Genomic DNA, 14,015 nt, shown 5'->3' with positions numbered 1-14,015 from the left:
CACCACCTGACCGATCCTCGCCACGGCAAGATCCGCAGGACAGGGCCTAGTCGGTGACCTGCGGGCCGCTGACCCGCTCCAGCAGCCTGGCCAGGCGGTCACGCAGGGTGGGGCGCCGTTCGACCTCGCCCGCGGCCATGCTCACCAGATGCTGTGCCCCGTCGAAGGAGAACGGTGCCCGTTCGGGGACCGTCAGCGCGTCGTGGGCCAGGCCCGCAAGGTCCGTGTCACCGCCGTCCAGGGCCAGGATCGTCGTGCCGGTCCTGCGGGCGTCGCTCACCCGCTCCAGCAGCGCCTCGGGAGCACGCTCCTCGGCGACCACGAACAGGGTCTCGCCCCGTCCGGCCTGCCGGATCCGGTCCAGCCCGACCCGCAGGTGCACGGGCGCGTCGGGGACGGGTGCCCAGCGGACCAGCGTCGGGGAGAGCTGGGGCAGCCCGGAGAGCCTGGCCTCGTCGCTCAGGTGCGCGGTCAGGTGCCAGGGCTCCTCCTCGGGCGTGCCGACCACCAGCAGGCCGCCGGCCGAGCGGGTCGCGCGCAGGGCGAGGCCCAGCTCGCGGGTCCGCTCGATCCAGCCCGTCGAAGCCAGGATCTCGCGCAGCAGTGTCACCGACCCAGCGTCCATGGCACCATCGTGCACCAGCCCCCCGCAATGATCCTGGGAATGCGCCCCTGAGAGGATTCGGGGCAGACGATATGGTCGACGAAGTCCGATCTTGAGGGTCGGGGACGATGAGGAGCGGTGAGTGAGCACTGATATTCCGGACGTGGGGGGAATCTCGATCGGGATCCTGGGCGGGACCGGGGACCAGGGCAAGGGGTTGGCGCGGCGGTTCGCCCTCGCCGGGCACAGCGTGCTGATCGGCTCACGCAGCGCCGAGCGTGCTCAGGCGGCGGCGGCGAGCATCGGCGGATCGGTGCGCGGCGCCGACAACCCGACCGTGGCGGCCGAGGCCGACGTGGTGATCGTGGCCATTCCCTGGGACGGGCACCGCTCCACGCTGGAGTCCCTCCGTGCCGAGCTGGCCGGAAAGATCGTCATCGACTGCGTCAACCCGCTCGGCTTCGACAAGCAGGGCGCGTACGCACTCGCGGTCGAGGAGGGCAGCGCCGCCCAGCAGGCGGCCGCGGTCCTGACCGAGAGCCGGGTGGTCGCCGCCTTCCACCACGTCTCCGCCGTCCTGCTGCTGGACCCCGAGGTCGACAAGATCGACCTGGACGTGCTCGTGCTGGGCGACGACCGCGAGGCCACCGACACCGTCCAGGCGCTGGCGGGCCGCATCCCCGGCATGCGCGGCGTGTACGGCGGTCGCCTGCGCAACGCCCACCAGGTCGAGGCGATGACCGCCAACTTCATCTCGATCAACCGCCGCTACAAGGCCCACGCCGGCCTGCGCGTCACCGACATCTAGCGCGACAGCCGGATAACTGACGATCTCGGCCGCTCGGTAAGTCGGTGGCACCGGGGTTGTGGGAGAGCCGCCCTGCGCGGCCTCCCTCGGCACCGTGCTCTTTCGGGGGCAGCGGGCTCGCGCCGGACTCGGCGGCCGTGGCGACCGGTTCGGGATCCAGCACCCGCAGCCCCGGTGCGGTGCGCCGGATCGCGTCGGCCAGGCGGGCTACCCGACGGAGATCGTGAACGCGCGGCCGGGAACCTGAGGCTGCCACGGTGGTCTTCCCGGTGTCCTGGGCCAGGGTGACCTGTGCTTTTGATGACGAACATCGCACCAACCAGATCTGACAAACAGCCCGTTAACCGGACATTCTTATCTCATGACTGATTTTCGCCCGGAGACCCGCACCGTCCACCTTCCCCAGCCGCAGCTGAACGGCAGCCGCTCCATCACGGTGCCGCTCTACCAGACCTCCGGCTTCGTCTTCGACGACCCGGCCGTCTTCGCCGACGGGATGGGCCGCCCGGACGGGGCCTTCGTCTACGGGCGCCTGTCGAACCCGACGGTCCGCTCCCTGGAGGAGGCCGTCGCCGGCCTGGAAGGCGGTGCCGGGGCCGTGGCCACCGGTTCCGGAATGGGGGCCATCAACTCGGTGCTGCTCGCGCTGCTGGAGCCCGGTGATCACCTGATCGCGCAGCAGGCGCTCTACGGCGGCACCGCCTCGATGATCAACGACCTGGAGCGGCGCTTCCGGATCTCGGTCTCCTACGTCCCCGAGGACGACCCGGCGGCGCTGCGCGCGGCCGTGCGGCCGGAGACGAAGCTGGTCTACCTGGAGACCATCGCCAACCCGGTGACCCAGGTCGCCGACCTGCCGGGCATGTGCGCGGCGGCACGCGAGGCCGGACTCGTCTCCGTGGTCGACAACACCTTCGCCTCACCGATCCTGTGCCGGCCGCTGGAGCACGGGGCCGACATCGTGGTGCACTCCACGACCAAGTACCTGAGCGGGCACACCGACGTGCTCGGCGGGATCGCCGTCTTCGCCGCGGAGGAGATGTACCGCAGGGTGTGGGCCTACAACGTCAAGCTGGGTGCCACCGCGGATCCGTTCGCCGCCTGGCTCACTCTGCGCGGCATCCAGACACTGCCGCTGCGGATGGAGCGCCACTGCTTCAACACCCGCGAGCTGGCCACCCGGCTGAACGACCACCCCGCGGTCTCCGTCGTGCACTGGCCGGGCCTGCCCTCGCATCCCTCGTACGAGCTGGCGGCCAAGCTCCTGCCGGACTTCGGGGGTGTCTTCTCGTTCGACCTGGTCGGCGGCCGGGCGGCGGGCGAGCGGTTCATGAGCTCGGTGCGGCTGGCCCTGCTGGCCCCCTCTCTCGGCGGTGTCGAGACGCTCATCCTGCACCCTGCGACCACCTCCCACCGCTCCCTGACGGCCGAGGAGCTCGCCCGGCACGGGGTCGGTGCGGGCACCGTACGGGTGGCGGTCGGCATCGAGCACATCGAGGACCTGTGGGCCGATTTCGAGCAGGCGCTCGCCTGAGGGATCCACGGCGTCTCCTAGACTGCGGCACGGGGCCGCAGGAAGGGCGGGGCGGCCGCTTTCCGAGCCGCTCTGTGGGAAGGGGACGCGCGTGAGCGTGTCGATCGGGGATGTGCGGCGGGCCGCCGAGCGCATCGCGGGGTACGTCCGGCGCACACCGGTGGTCGAGGTGTCGCCGGGGTTGTTCTTCAAGCTGGAGGGGTTGCAGCACTCGGGGTCGTTCAAGGCGCGAGGAGGTTTCAACCGCGCCCTGTCCATGGGAGAGATCCCCGAGGCCGGGTTGATCGCGGCGAGCGGGGGCAACCACGGCCTGGCGGTGGCGTACGTGGCACGCGATCTCGGTGTCCCGGCGGAGATCTTCGTGCCCACGGTGTCCAGCCCGGTGAAGGTGGCCGGGCTGCGCGCGCTGGGCGCGCGGGTGACCCAGGTCGGTGCCGTCTACGCCGACGCCTACGAGGCGTCTGTCAAGCGCGCGGCCGAGACCGGCGCCCTGGACGTGCACGCCTACGACCAGGCGGAGGTGGTCGCGGGGCAGGGCACGGTCGGCCTGGAGATCCTGGAGCAGACCGGGGGAGTCGACACGGTCCTCGTCGCGGTCGGCGGCGGCGGGCTCGTCGCCGGGATCACCGTCGCGCTCGACGGCCACGCCCGCGTGGTCGCCGTCGAACCCGAGCTCATCCCGACCCTGCACCGGGCGCTGGAGGCCGGCCGGCCGGTCGGGGTCGAGGTCGCGGGGGTGGGGGCCGACGCCCTGGGCGCGAGCCGGGCGGGCGAGATCGCCTGTGAGATCACGGGCGCGGCGGGGATACGGAGCCTGCTGGTCTCCGAGGAGGCCATCGTCGAGGCACGGCGCGAGATGTGGCGGGAGCACCGGATCGCCGCCGAGCACGCGGGCGCCACCGCGTACGCGGCTCTGCTGTCCGGCCTCTACACCCCGGCCGAAGGGGAGCGGGTGGCCGTGGTCGTGTGCGGCGCCAACACCGACCCCGCCACGCTCGCCTGATCTCGCGCCGCGCCTGAACGCCCCGGCGCCGCCAGGGTTTCCTGGGACGCCGGGGCGCGGAGTCGTCAGCTGTAGCTGTGCTCGGGAGCGGGGAAGGCGCCGGTCGACACCTCGTCGGCGAAGCTGCGCACCGCCCGGTCCATCTCGTGGGCCAGGTCGAAGTACTTCTTGACGAACCTGGCCGGGCTGGCGGTCAGGCCCATCAGGTCCTGCCAGACGAGGACCTGCGCGTCGGTGCCGGGCCCGGCACCGATGCCGATCGTCGGGATCGACAGGGACGAGGTGACCCGCTCGGCCAGCTCGGCGGGAACGCACTCCAGGACCACGGCGAACGCTCCGGCGTACTCCAGGTCCTTGGCGTCGGCCATCAGCTCGTCACCCGACTGGCCGCGGCCCTGCACCCGGTAGCCGCCGAGCGCGTTGACCGACTGGGGGGTCAGGCCCAGGTGGGCCATCACCGGAATGCCCGCCGAGACCAGCGTCTCGACCTGGGGGAGCACCCGCCGCCCACCCTCAAGCTTGATCGCGTGGGCACCGGCCTCCTTCATGAACCTGGCGGCCGTCTCCAGGGCCTGCTGGGGAGATGCCTGGTAGGAGCCGAACGGCAGGTCGGCCACGACCATCGCGCGGGAGGAGCCGCGCACCACGGCCGCGGTCAGCGGCATGAGATCGTCCACCGATACGGGGAGCGTCGAGTCGTAGCCGTACACGACCATGGCCGCCGAGTCGCCGACGAGCAGCACGGGGATGCCGGCCTCGTCGAAGACCCTGGCGGTCATCGCGTCGTACGCGGTGACCATCGGCCATCGCTCGCCGCGCTCCTTGGCGGCGGCGACGTCGCGTACGGTGATCCTTCGGCCGGCCTGGCCGCCGTAGAGCGAGGTCGGCCGGCTGGGGGAGGAAGAGGACATGGGACCTCCAGTGAAGTCTCGAGGCGCCCCTGATGGCGTCCCCGGACGGTTCCGATGATTGCACGCGTTCGGCAGGTTCAACAGCCCCGACCGGCCGGGTAATCCGATGGCGGGGGCGTGGGTGGCGTACCGCACACCCTCGCGGTAAATCCGGTGGCGGAAGTGTCGGGTGCGTACGGCACAATGCTGGCGGAGGTAAGTAATCAAAATGGCTGTAGAACCTTACCGCCGCCTGCTGGCACTCCCGGGCGTGCGGTCGTTGTTGCTGGTGGGGCTGCTCGCCCGCATTCCCTCGACCGCGGTCGCCATCACGCTGACAATGCATGTCGTCGACCCCGGCGGACTCGGCATGGGCTTCGGCGCGGCCGGTCTGGTGACCATGGCGAGCACCGTGGGCATGGCCGTCGGCTCACCGCTGGCGGGCAGGTTCGTCGACAGGCACGGCCTGCGCCCGGTGCTGGCGGTGACCACGCTCGCCCAGCTCGTCTTCTGGTCCGTCGCGTGGGCGATGCCGTTCCCGGTGCTGCTCGCCGCCGCGGTGCCCGCGGGGCTCCTCGCCCTCCCGGTGTTCAGCGTGATCAGGCAGTGCCTCACGGCGCTGGTCCCGGTCGACCAGCGCCGGATGGGGTTCTCCCTCGACTCCATGATCGTGGAGCTCTCCTACATGGCCGGCCCCGCCCTGGCGATCGCGGGGGTGACCTCCCTCGGCAGCGTCCCCACCATGGGCATCGTCGCGGCCGGCCTGGTCGGCTCGGGGACGGCGCTGATCGTGCTGAACCCGCCCATCCGCTCGGCCGAGGAGCTCCGTGAGCCGGTGGCGAGGGTCGCGCGCCGCCAGTGGCTCACCCCGGGCATGCTCGGACTGCTCGGCACCGTCGTGGCGGCGATGTTCGTGCTGGCCGCCACCGAGCTGTCCCTGGTGGCGACCATGAAGCAGGGCGGCGACACCGCATGGATCGGGCTGGCGATCGCCCTGTGGTGCGCCTACTCGCTGATCGGCGGCTTCGTGTACGGCATGCTGCCCCGTGGGCGCTCGCCGCTGGTCCTGATCGGAGCCATGGGGCTGCTCACCATTCCCGTCGGGCTGGTCGGCGGCGACTGGCACTGGCTGGTCCTGGCCCTGCTGCCGGCGGGCGTGCTGTGCGCCCCCGCGCTGTCCTCCTCGATCGACACCTTGAGCCGCTGGGTTCCCGCGGAGGCCCGTGGTGAGGCGATGGGCCTGCACGGCACGGCGCTGCTGATCGGTGGTGCCTCCGCGGCGCCCATCGCGGGTGTGATCATCGACGGCCCCGGTCCCGGCTGGGCCTTCGCCGCCGCCGGGCTGGGTTGCGTGCTGATGGTCCTGGTCGCCCTGCCGTTCTGGCGGCGCACCGAGGGCTCGGTCGAGGAGCCGCTCCCGCTCGCCGCCTGAACCCCGGCGCGCTCCCAATGGTGTGCGTATCGCGATATGTCACGATAAATACGAAACGACACGGTTGCGTATCGAAAAAGATGGCGCTACGGTGATGTTTCGAAACTCATACGTATCGAAAAACGGGGCCTTCGTGGAACAACAGCTTGGTCACCCGAGACGGTGGCAGATCCTGGGAGTGCTGGTCTTCAGCCTCCTGGCGGTCGTGCTCGACAACACCATCCTCAACGTCGCGCTGAAGACGATCGCCGATCCGAAGGTGGGCCTGGGAGCCAGCCAGAGCCAGCTGGAATGGGCGATCAACTCGTACACGCTCGTCTTCGCGGGCCTGCTGTTCACCTTCGGGGTGATCGGCGACCGTACCGGCCGCAGGCGCATGCTCATGGTGGGCATGGTCCTGTTCGGCCTGGCCTCGCTGGCCAGCGCCTACGCCCAGGACCCCATGCAGCTGATCGTCGCCCGGGCGTTCATGGGCATCGGCGGTGCCGCGATCATGCCGGCCACGCTGGCCATCATCTCCAATGTCTTCCCCCCGCAGGAGCGCGGCAAGGCGATCGGCGTCTGGGCCGGCGGCGTGGGTCTGGCCGTGGCGATCGGGCCGATCACCGGGGGCCTGCTCATCGAGCACTTCTGGTGGGGGTCGGTCTTCCTGATCAACCTGCCGATCGTGCTGATCAGCATGGTGCTGATCGGCCTGGTCGTGCCCGAGTCGCGTGACCCGCACCCGTCCAGGCTCGACCCGGTCGGTGTGATCCTCTCCATCGTCGGTCTGGTCGCCGTCACCTACGGCATCATCCGGGGCGGCGAGCTGGCCACGATCGCCAGCGCGGAGGTGCTCGTCCCGACGATCCTCGGCATCGTCGTGCTCGGCGTCTTCGTCTGGTACGAGCGCCGCATCGACCACCCGGCCTTCGACGTCCGCTACTTCCGCGACCCGCGCTTCGCCACCGCGGTCGGCATGGTCGGCATCGTGTTCTTCGCGATGATGGGCGCGATGTTCTTCCTGGTCTTCTACCTGCAGATCGTGCTGGGCTTCAGCGCGCTGCAGGCGGGCGCCCTGATGATCCCCTTCGCCGCCGCCCAGCTGATCTTCGCCCCGCTCAGCCAGCAGATGGCCGCGCGCTTCGGCGGCAGGCTGACCGCCACCGTCAGCATGGTCATCGTGGCCGGCGCACTGGCCGCCTACTCGCTGATGGACCAGCACACCCCGATCCTCGTACTGGAGGTCGTGTTCTTCGTCCAGGGTGCGGCGATGGCCAACATCATGCCCCCGGCGACGACCGCGATCATGGAGGCGCTCCCCAGGGAGAAGGCGGGCGTCGGGTCGGCCATGAGCAACACGGTCCGCCAGGTGGCCGGCGCGCTCGGGGTCGCGATCCTCGGCTCGCTGCTCTCGGCCACCTACCGCGACCAGATCGCTCCCGCGCTGACCGGCCTGCCCGAGGGGCTCAGGCACATCGCCGGGGAGTCGCTGACCGGAACGCTCAATGTGGCCCAGGGCCTGGGCGCGCGGGGCGCGGCGCTGATCGAACCGGCGAAGCTCGCCTTCGTCGAGGGCATGCACGTCACTGCCCTCGTCTCCGCGGTCATCGCGCTGATGGGAGCCCTGGTGGTGTTCAGGTGGCTGCCCGGCAGGTCCTCCGGGAGCCCCGCCCCGCAGGGCATAGATCGCGATAAGGAACCGGCAGTAGTGTAGGTGTGCGATGACGACCACCGACGAGACCCAGATGGCCGAGACCCGGACAACCCAGGCTCAGACGACCCGCCCCGCGGGCCGTCCCCGCAGCGCCAGGGCGGAGAAGGCCATCATCGACGCGACCCTCGATCTGGTCGGGGAGAGCAGCGGCCTCTCCGAACTGTCGATCGAGGGCATCGCCGCTCGCGCGGGGGTCGGCAAGACCACCATCTACCGGCGCTGGTCCAGCAAGGAGGACCTGCTCGTTGACGCGCTGGCGACCCTCAAGAGGCCGTTTCCCGTGCCGGGGGGCGTCTCGGTCCGTGAGGATCTGATCACCTACATGCGGGTCTTCCAGCAAGACGCGTGCGACGCGCGCAACCGCTGCGTGATGAACATCGCGATGAACGAGGCCGAGCGGCACCCGCGCCTGGTGGAACGCATCCGCCAGGCGACCATCGAGCCGCGCAGGGCGGCGATGGCCGCCCTGCTGCGGCGCGGCATCGCCACCGGCGAGCTCCGGGCCGACCTCGACGTTCGCATCGCGATGGCGACGGTGGTCGGCACCATCATGTGGTACATCCGCACCGAGGGCCCGGAAGAGAACGGCGAGCTCCCCTCCGACCTGGCCGAACGGATCGTCGACCAACTCCTGACCGGCCTCGGCCCCGGCTGAGACTCGGCGCGGCCCTGCCTCGCCCGGTGAGACACACGACGTCGGACCGGACTTCCGCCCCCGCCGCGCCGACGTCCGGCCGGTCGCGAAGGGAGCCAGGGGCGCGGGCCGGGACCGTGGGAGATCCCGGTCAGCCGGTGGTCTCGCGCCAGCGGTTGGTGATGGGGAGGCGGCGGTCGCGGCCGAAGTTCTTGGGGGTGATCTTGGGGCCCGGGGGATACTGGCGGCGCTTGTACTCGGCCAGGTCGACCAGGCGGATCACCCGGGCGACCAGCGCGGGGTCGTGTCCGGCGGCGATCAGCTCGGCCGAGCCCATGTCCTTCTCGACGTAGTCGCCCAGCAGCCGGTCCAGGACCTCGTACTCGGGAAGGGAGTCGGTGTCGCGCTGGTCGGGGCGGAGTTCCGCGCTGGGTTCCTTCTCGATCGAGTTCTCCGGGATCGGCGGCACCGCGAAGGGGTGCAGGAACTCACCCGAACGGCCCGCCTGGGCGTTACGCCAGCGCGACAGCTCCCAGACCAGGGTCTTGAGCACGTCCTTGATGGGCGCGAAGCCGCCCGCGGAGTCGCCGTAGAGGGTGGAGTAGCCGGTGGCCAGCTCGCTCTTGTTGCCGGTGGTGAGGACGAGGTGGCCGTGCTGGTTGGACAGGCTCATCAGGAGCATGCCGCGCACCCGGGCCTGGAGGTTCTCCGCGGCCAGGCCGGAGAGCTCGATCTCCTTCTCGAAGCCGTTGACGATGTCGGCGATCGGCACGGTGCCGGCGTTGATCCCCTGCCGGTCGACCAGCTCCTGGGCATCGCTCAGCGAGTGGCCGGAGGAGTAGCGCGACGGCATCAGCACCGCGTGTACCCGGTCGGGGCCGAGGGCGTCGGAGGCGATCGTGGCGGTCAGCGCCGAGTCGATGCCGCCGGACAGGCCCAGGATGACCGACCCGAAGCCGTTCTTGGCGACGTAGTCGCGGACCGCGAGGACCAGCGCCGAGTAGATCTCGGCGGTGTCGTCGAGCGGCTCGGCGAGCGTGGGGGGCTCCGGCTCGTACGGCTCCAGGGGGCGGAGCGACAGCTCCAGCCGCTCCACCGTGATCACGGTGTTGTCCCCGGCGTCCACCTGGAACTCCCCGAGTCCTCCGTACCTGGCCTCGGGCAGCTCCAGGTCCGTGACCAGCAGTTCCTCGGAGAAGCGCGCCGCGCGCGCGATGAGCTCGCCGGAGGCGGAGACGACGAGCGAGTCGCCGTCGAAGACCAGCTCGTCCTGGCCGCCGACCTGGTTGACGTAGGCGAGGACGCAACCGGCCTCGCGGGCGCGCCTGGCCACCAGCGCCAGCCGTACGTCGTCCTTCTCCTTCTCGTACGGTGAGGCGTTCGGCACCACCAGCAGCCCGGCGCCGGCCTCGGCCGCTACGGCGACGGGGCCGCCCTCCTGCCAGAGGTCCTCGCAGACCGCGATCGCCACGTCGACGCCGTGCAGCCGGAAGATCGGCAGCCGGTCGCCGCGGACGAAGTAGCGGTACTCGTCGAAGACGCCGTAGTTGGGCAGGTGGTGCTTGGCGGTCTTGACGACCACCCGGCCCCGGTGGAGCAGCGCCGCCGCGTCGAGCGGGGCACCCTTGGGCTGGCCGACGCGCGGGGCGAGATTCGCGCGGTCCACGTAGCCGACGACGACCGGGATCTCGCCGAGTCCCGCCTCGTCCAGTCGTCGCGCGGCCTTCTCGATCGCGGAGATCGACGCCTCCACGAACGAGGTGCGCAGCACCAGGTCCTCGACGGGATAGCCGGTCAGGAACATCTCGGTGAAGACGACCAGGTGCGCACCGCGGTCCGCGGCGCGCCGGGTCCACTCGACGAGCCTGTCGCTGTTGGCGGCCAGGTCGCCGACGGCGGGATTGCTCTGGGCCAGGGCGATACGGAGTTGAGCCACGTGCCCATCCTATTGGGACGTACCAAGAGATCACCGTTCAGGTGATCCGTCTGGGCGCGTTTTACCCACATAACCTGCCGTATCAGGATGAAAGGCGCAGTCCAGGTCCGGCGGCCGCCCGGGAAGTCCGGTGAGGTGCGACGAGAACGGCACGTTCCGGGCTCTGTCAGCCGGTTGCCAGCCGGTCGGCGTCCGATGTCGCCGTCCGGCGGGCAACGCGCGGGTCATCAAGATCGTAAAGTAGCCTGCCGGCAGCGTCGTCTCACGCAGGGAGAGGCGTCAGTCGAGGACCCCGACCAGTCCGAGGTTCCTCGCCCCCGCCGGCTCGGCCACCCGCTGGAGCTCCTTGCCCGCGCGGGAGAGGATCACGATCGTGTTGGCGGTCGTGCCCTTGACGCGGACCGCCAGGCGGCCGTCGCGCAGGTAACGCGCGCCGAGCAGCCGTCCCTTGACCGGGATGGCGATCTTCGCCCCGGTCTTGGTGTCGTAGATCGACGGGGAGAACGACAGCGGCCAGGAACCGTCACCGCCCGGGGCGTTCGGGCCGATGGCGTTGACCACCACCCTGCGGCTGTCGGGCGACAGGCTCTCCACGTGGTTGGCGAGCTTGATGCCGGGGTTGCGGTTGGCGACACGCCGCCTGGTGTCCAGGAGGTAGACGCCGTTGACGTCGCCCGCGTACCCGGCGAGAGTCCTGCCGTCGGCCGACCAGGTCAGGTGACAGGGGCCGAGGGTCTTGCCGGCGTTGAACCGGCCCTTGCCGTCGGCGCCGACCACGGCCACGGTGGTGGCCTCGGCGGTGCCCCGCACCGGGTAGGCGATCCGCCTGCCGTCGGCGGTCCAGGCGGGGGTCAGGCAGGGGCCGCCGTAGGCGGCGTTCTTGGCGATCACCTTGTCCCCGGTGGCCGACTTGACGTGCAGCCTGCTCTTGTCGTCGATCCAGGCGATCTTGCCGCCGTCGGGCGCGACCGCGAACTGACCGGCGAAGGCCCCGTCTCCGGCGGTCAGGCGGCTCCAGCCTCCCCGGTGGGTCAGCGCCTCGACCCCGCTGCCGGCGTAGCGGAAGTAGACGGCGCCCGCCACGGGAGCCGTCTGAGGTGAGGCGGTCCGGGGTGAGGCCACCGCGGGGGTAGCGGTGGCAGACACGGCGAGTGCGGCGCCGGCGGCCAGTGCCCAGTACTTCAAGGAGATCTCCTCGGGTCAATTCCTTAACGGAGTTAGAGTCCCGAAAGGGGCAAAAGGTTTACAAATGATCAGCCGCGATCGGCAGCACGGCCTCCACGACCGTGCCGCCGCCGGGGGCCGCCCCGATCACGCAGGTCCCGCCCAGCTCGGCGGCGCGCTCGCGCATGGAGAGCAGCCCGACTCCCGAGCGGGGGCCGGTGGGCAGCCCGTGCCCGTCGTCCTGGACGCGCACCACCAGCGACTCCCCGCGCCGCAGCGAGATGGTCGCGGAGCTGGCCCTCGCGTGCTTGCGGACGTTGGTGAGCCCCTCCTGCGCGATGCGGTAGGCGGCCACCTCGGCTGCCGCAGGCAGGTCCGACAGGTTGCCCTCGGTCTCCACGGCGACCCTCGGTGTGCCCTCCTGGGCGAGGGCCCGCACGGCCCCCGCCAGGCCCAGATCGTCGAGGGTGGGCGGTCGCAGGCCGTACACCAGTTCCCTGATCTCCTCGCTGACCGCGTCCATGCCGTCGCGCAGCTCCGCCAGGAGCCGGTCGGCGGAGTCGGGGGCGGCGCGCAGGCTGATCCTGGCCATGTTGATGGCCATCGCCATGTCGGTCAGCGCATGGCCGAGCCCGTCGTGCAGGTCCCTGCGCAGGCGGCGGCGCTCCTCCTCGCGGGCGGTGAGGATGCGCTCCCGGGAGTGCTGCAGGTCGGCGGTCATCCGTACCGCGTGCACCACGTCGGCGACGTACGGGGTGGCCACCGCGATCAGGCGGTCGTTGTGCGCCGCGGCGAACCTGCGGGGGCCGGGGGAGCCCAGAAGCAGCAGCCCGACCGGCTCGCCGTGCCAGACCAGCGGTACGCCGCGTGGCGCCGGGCCCAGCAGGCCGACCTGTACCTGCCTGGTACCGGGCTCGTACACCTCGACCGCGACCCCGGTGACGCTCAGCCCGTTCTTGACCACCGCGGCGACGGCGGCGAGCGCGTTGGTCGGCTCGGTCTCGCGGACCTCCCTGGCCAGGCGCGCGGCGAACGCCCGCGGGTCGCCGTGCGTGCCGTACATGAGCCGGTCCACCAGGCTCCTGAGCCTGTGCCGGAGCGGGTGGAAGATCACTCCGGCGAGCAAAGCCGCGATCAGGCCGCCGATCCGGTCATATCCCGACAGGGCCAGCCCGGCGACCGCGCCGACCGCGTAGATGACGCTGATCGCGGCGATCAGCCCGGCGGCGACGAAGGCCCGGCTGACCACGGTGTCGATGCCGTAGAGCCGGTAGCGCAGCACGGAGAAGGCGATGGCCACGGGGATCAGCCCGGCCCAGACCGCGGCGGCCAGCCACCAGTCGGGTCCGGCGAGCAGGCAGGCGACGTAGAAGGCGAACGCGAACAGCGGCCAGGCGATCTGCCGGCGCAGTGCGGGTCCGGCCCGCCGGAAGCGCAGCACCAGGGAGACCAGCGCCAGCAACGCGAGAACCGATACCAGAGTGGCGGCCGCCTGGCGCGCGGCCATGCTGTAGGGGGCCGTGGCCTCCAGCGCGAGTGGGTTGGGAATGATCCGTGGCCAGGGGTAGCTCGCCTGGTCGGGTGCCGGGCGGGTGAGGTCGAGCAGCGTGCTCGTCACCGCCGCGACCGCGCCGACCGCCACCAACGGCCGCCAGCGCCGGGAGGGCAGCCGGCCGTCGGGGGAGTAGAGCGGGAGTATGACCGCCAGCAGGATCCCGCCGGCGTGGTGGCTCATGACCATGGGCCAGCGGAGGTAGCCGGCCGTGTCCATGTCTCCCGCCGCGGCGAAGGCGAACAGCACCGATTCGGAGAAGATGTCGATCGCGCACAGCAGGCCGCCCACGCACATCAGCCATGCCGTGGCCGGACGCGCGCGGTGGGCCAGCAGGAAGGCGCCGACCACGGAGAACATCAGCCCCGCCGTCAGCTGGGGTGCGCCGTCCGTCATCGGTTGCCACTCGGGCGGCAGGCCGAGGCGGAGCACGACCCCGCCCGCGATGAGTCCCATGGAGAGGGCGGCCATCGCCACGGCGGCGAGCCGCCGTGGCGAGCGCGACAGAGCGCGCGCGAGCGGCACAGCGGGCCCGGTGGGCACAGCGGGCCCGGTGGGCACCGTGAGCGCGTCGACGGCCCGTCTGGGCACGTCGCCGACGCCGTCGAGCACCCGGCCGTGCTCCCGTGCCCGCGGGCGCATCGCTATCTGCCCACGTCGCCGGGGCCTGGTGGCGGAAAGTTATATTGACGCTGACGGGGAAGGCGTGTGCTGCCGACTGGATCTCGGCGCCCGGAATACGGTTGCTGGGAATCATGGAAG

The 14,015-nt window shown here is 71.3% G+C and carries 11 protein-coding genes; 6 read left to right on the top strand and 5 right to left on the bottom strand.

Features of this window, described 5'->3' with window-relative positions; all coding sequences use genetic code 11:
- Positions 1-46: 46 nt before the first annotated feature.
- A complete protein-coding gene (locus tag ABZ260_RS32195; RefSeq protein ID WP_355625328.1) occupies positions 47-625 on the bottom strand; it encodes a hypothetical protein in 579 nt (192 codons plus the stop codon).
- A 121-nt stretch (positions 626-746) separates the two neighbouring features.
- Between ABZ260_RS32195 and npdG the strand changes: the two genes are divergently transcribed.
- From npdG to ABZ260_RS32180, 3 genes are all read left to right on the top strand, one after another.
- The gene (gene npdG, locus ABZ260_RS32190) at positions 747-1,412 is read left to right on the top strand and encodes an NADPH-dependent F420 reductase (protein WP_355625326.1); all 666 of its coding nucleotides are present in this window, start codon (positions 747-749) and stop codon (positions 1,410-1,412) included.
- Positions 1,413-1,773: 361 nt separating this feature from the next.
- Positions 1,774-2,946: an aminotransferase class I/II-fold pyridoxal phosphate-dependent enzyme gene (locus ABZ260_RS32185; RefSeq protein ID WP_355625324.1), complete on the top strand. Its 1,173-nt coding sequence runs from the start codon at positions 1,774-1,776 to the stop codon at positions 2,944-2,946.
- 91 nt (positions 2,947-3,037) lie between these two features.
- The gene (locus ABZ260_RS32180; RefSeq protein WP_355625322.1) at positions 3,038-3,949 is read left to right on the top strand and encodes a threonine/serine dehydratase; all 912 of its coding nucleotides are present in this window, start codon (positions 3,038-3,040) and stop codon (positions 3,947-3,949) included.
- A gap of 65 nt (positions 3,950-4,014) precedes the next feature.
- Here ABZ260_RS32180 and panB read toward each other — a convergent pair whose 3' ends face one another.
- On the bottom strand, positions 4,015-4,860 hold the full coding sequence (panB, locus tag ABZ260_RS32175; protein ID WP_350955344.1) for a 3-methyl-2-oxobutanoate hydroxymethyltransferase: 846 nt from the start codon (positions 4,858-4,860) through the stop codon (positions 4,015-4,017).
- A gap of 208 nt (positions 4,861-5,068) precedes the next feature.
- On the opposite strand from panB, the gene ABZ260_RS32170 reads away from it, so the two are divergent.
- The 3 genes from ABZ260_RS32170 to ABZ260_RS32160 all read left to right on the top strand — a co-directional run bounded on the left by ABZ260_RS32170 (position 5,069) and on the right by ABZ260_RS32160 (position 8,622).
- The gene (locus ABZ260_RS32170; RefSeq protein WP_355625320.1) at positions 5,069-6,271 is read left to right on the top strand and encodes an MFS transporter; all 1,203 of its coding nucleotides are present in this window, start codon (positions 5,069-5,071) and stop codon (positions 6,269-6,271) included.
- 133 nt (positions 6,272-6,404) lie between these two features.
- A complete protein-coding gene (locus ABZ260_RS32165) occupies positions 6,405-7,967 on the top strand; it encodes an MFS transporter (protein WP_355625318.1) in 1,563 nt (520 codons plus the stop codon).
- A 7-nt stretch (positions 7,968-7,974) separates the two neighbouring features.
- On the top strand, positions 7,975-8,622 hold the full coding sequence (locus ABZ260_RS32160; RefSeq protein ID WP_355625316.1) for a TetR/AcrR family transcriptional regulator: 648 nt from the start codon (positions 7,975-7,977) through the stop codon (positions 8,620-8,622).
- Positions 8,623-8,752: 130 nt separating this feature from the next.
- On the opposite strand, the gene ABZ260_RS32155 is transcribed toward ABZ260_RS32160, so the two are convergent.
- The 3 genes from ABZ260_RS32155 to ABZ260_RS32145 form a co-directional block, all read right to left on the bottom strand.
- The gene (locus ABZ260_RS32155; protein WP_355625314.1) at positions 8,753-10,537 is read right to left on the bottom strand and encodes an NAD+ synthase; all 1,785 of its coding nucleotides are present in this window, start codon (positions 10,535-10,537) and stop codon (positions 8,753-8,755) included.
- Positions 10,538-10,816: 279 nt separating this feature from the next.
- Entirely contained in the window at positions 10,817-11,722 is a 906-nt protein-coding gene (locus ABZ260_RS32150; RefSeq protein ID WP_355625312.1) for a hypothetical protein, read from the bottom strand.
- Between the two features lie 58 nt (positions 11,723-11,780).
- Positions 11,781-13,895, bottom strand: coding sequence for a sensor histidine kinase (locus tag ABZ260_RS32145; RefSeq protein ID WP_355625310.1), 2,115 nt, complete (start codon positions 13,893-13,895; stop codon positions 11,781-11,783).
- Between the last annotated feature and the right edge of the window lie 120 nt (positions 13,896-14,015).

The sequence above is a fragment of the Streptosporangium sp. NPDC006013 genome (assembly GCF_040614275.1).
Lineage (GTDB): Bacteria > Actinomycetota > Actinomycetes > Streptosporangiales > Streptosporangiaceae > Streptosporangium.
This window is presented reverse-complemented; position numbering and strand designations above follow the sequence as displayed.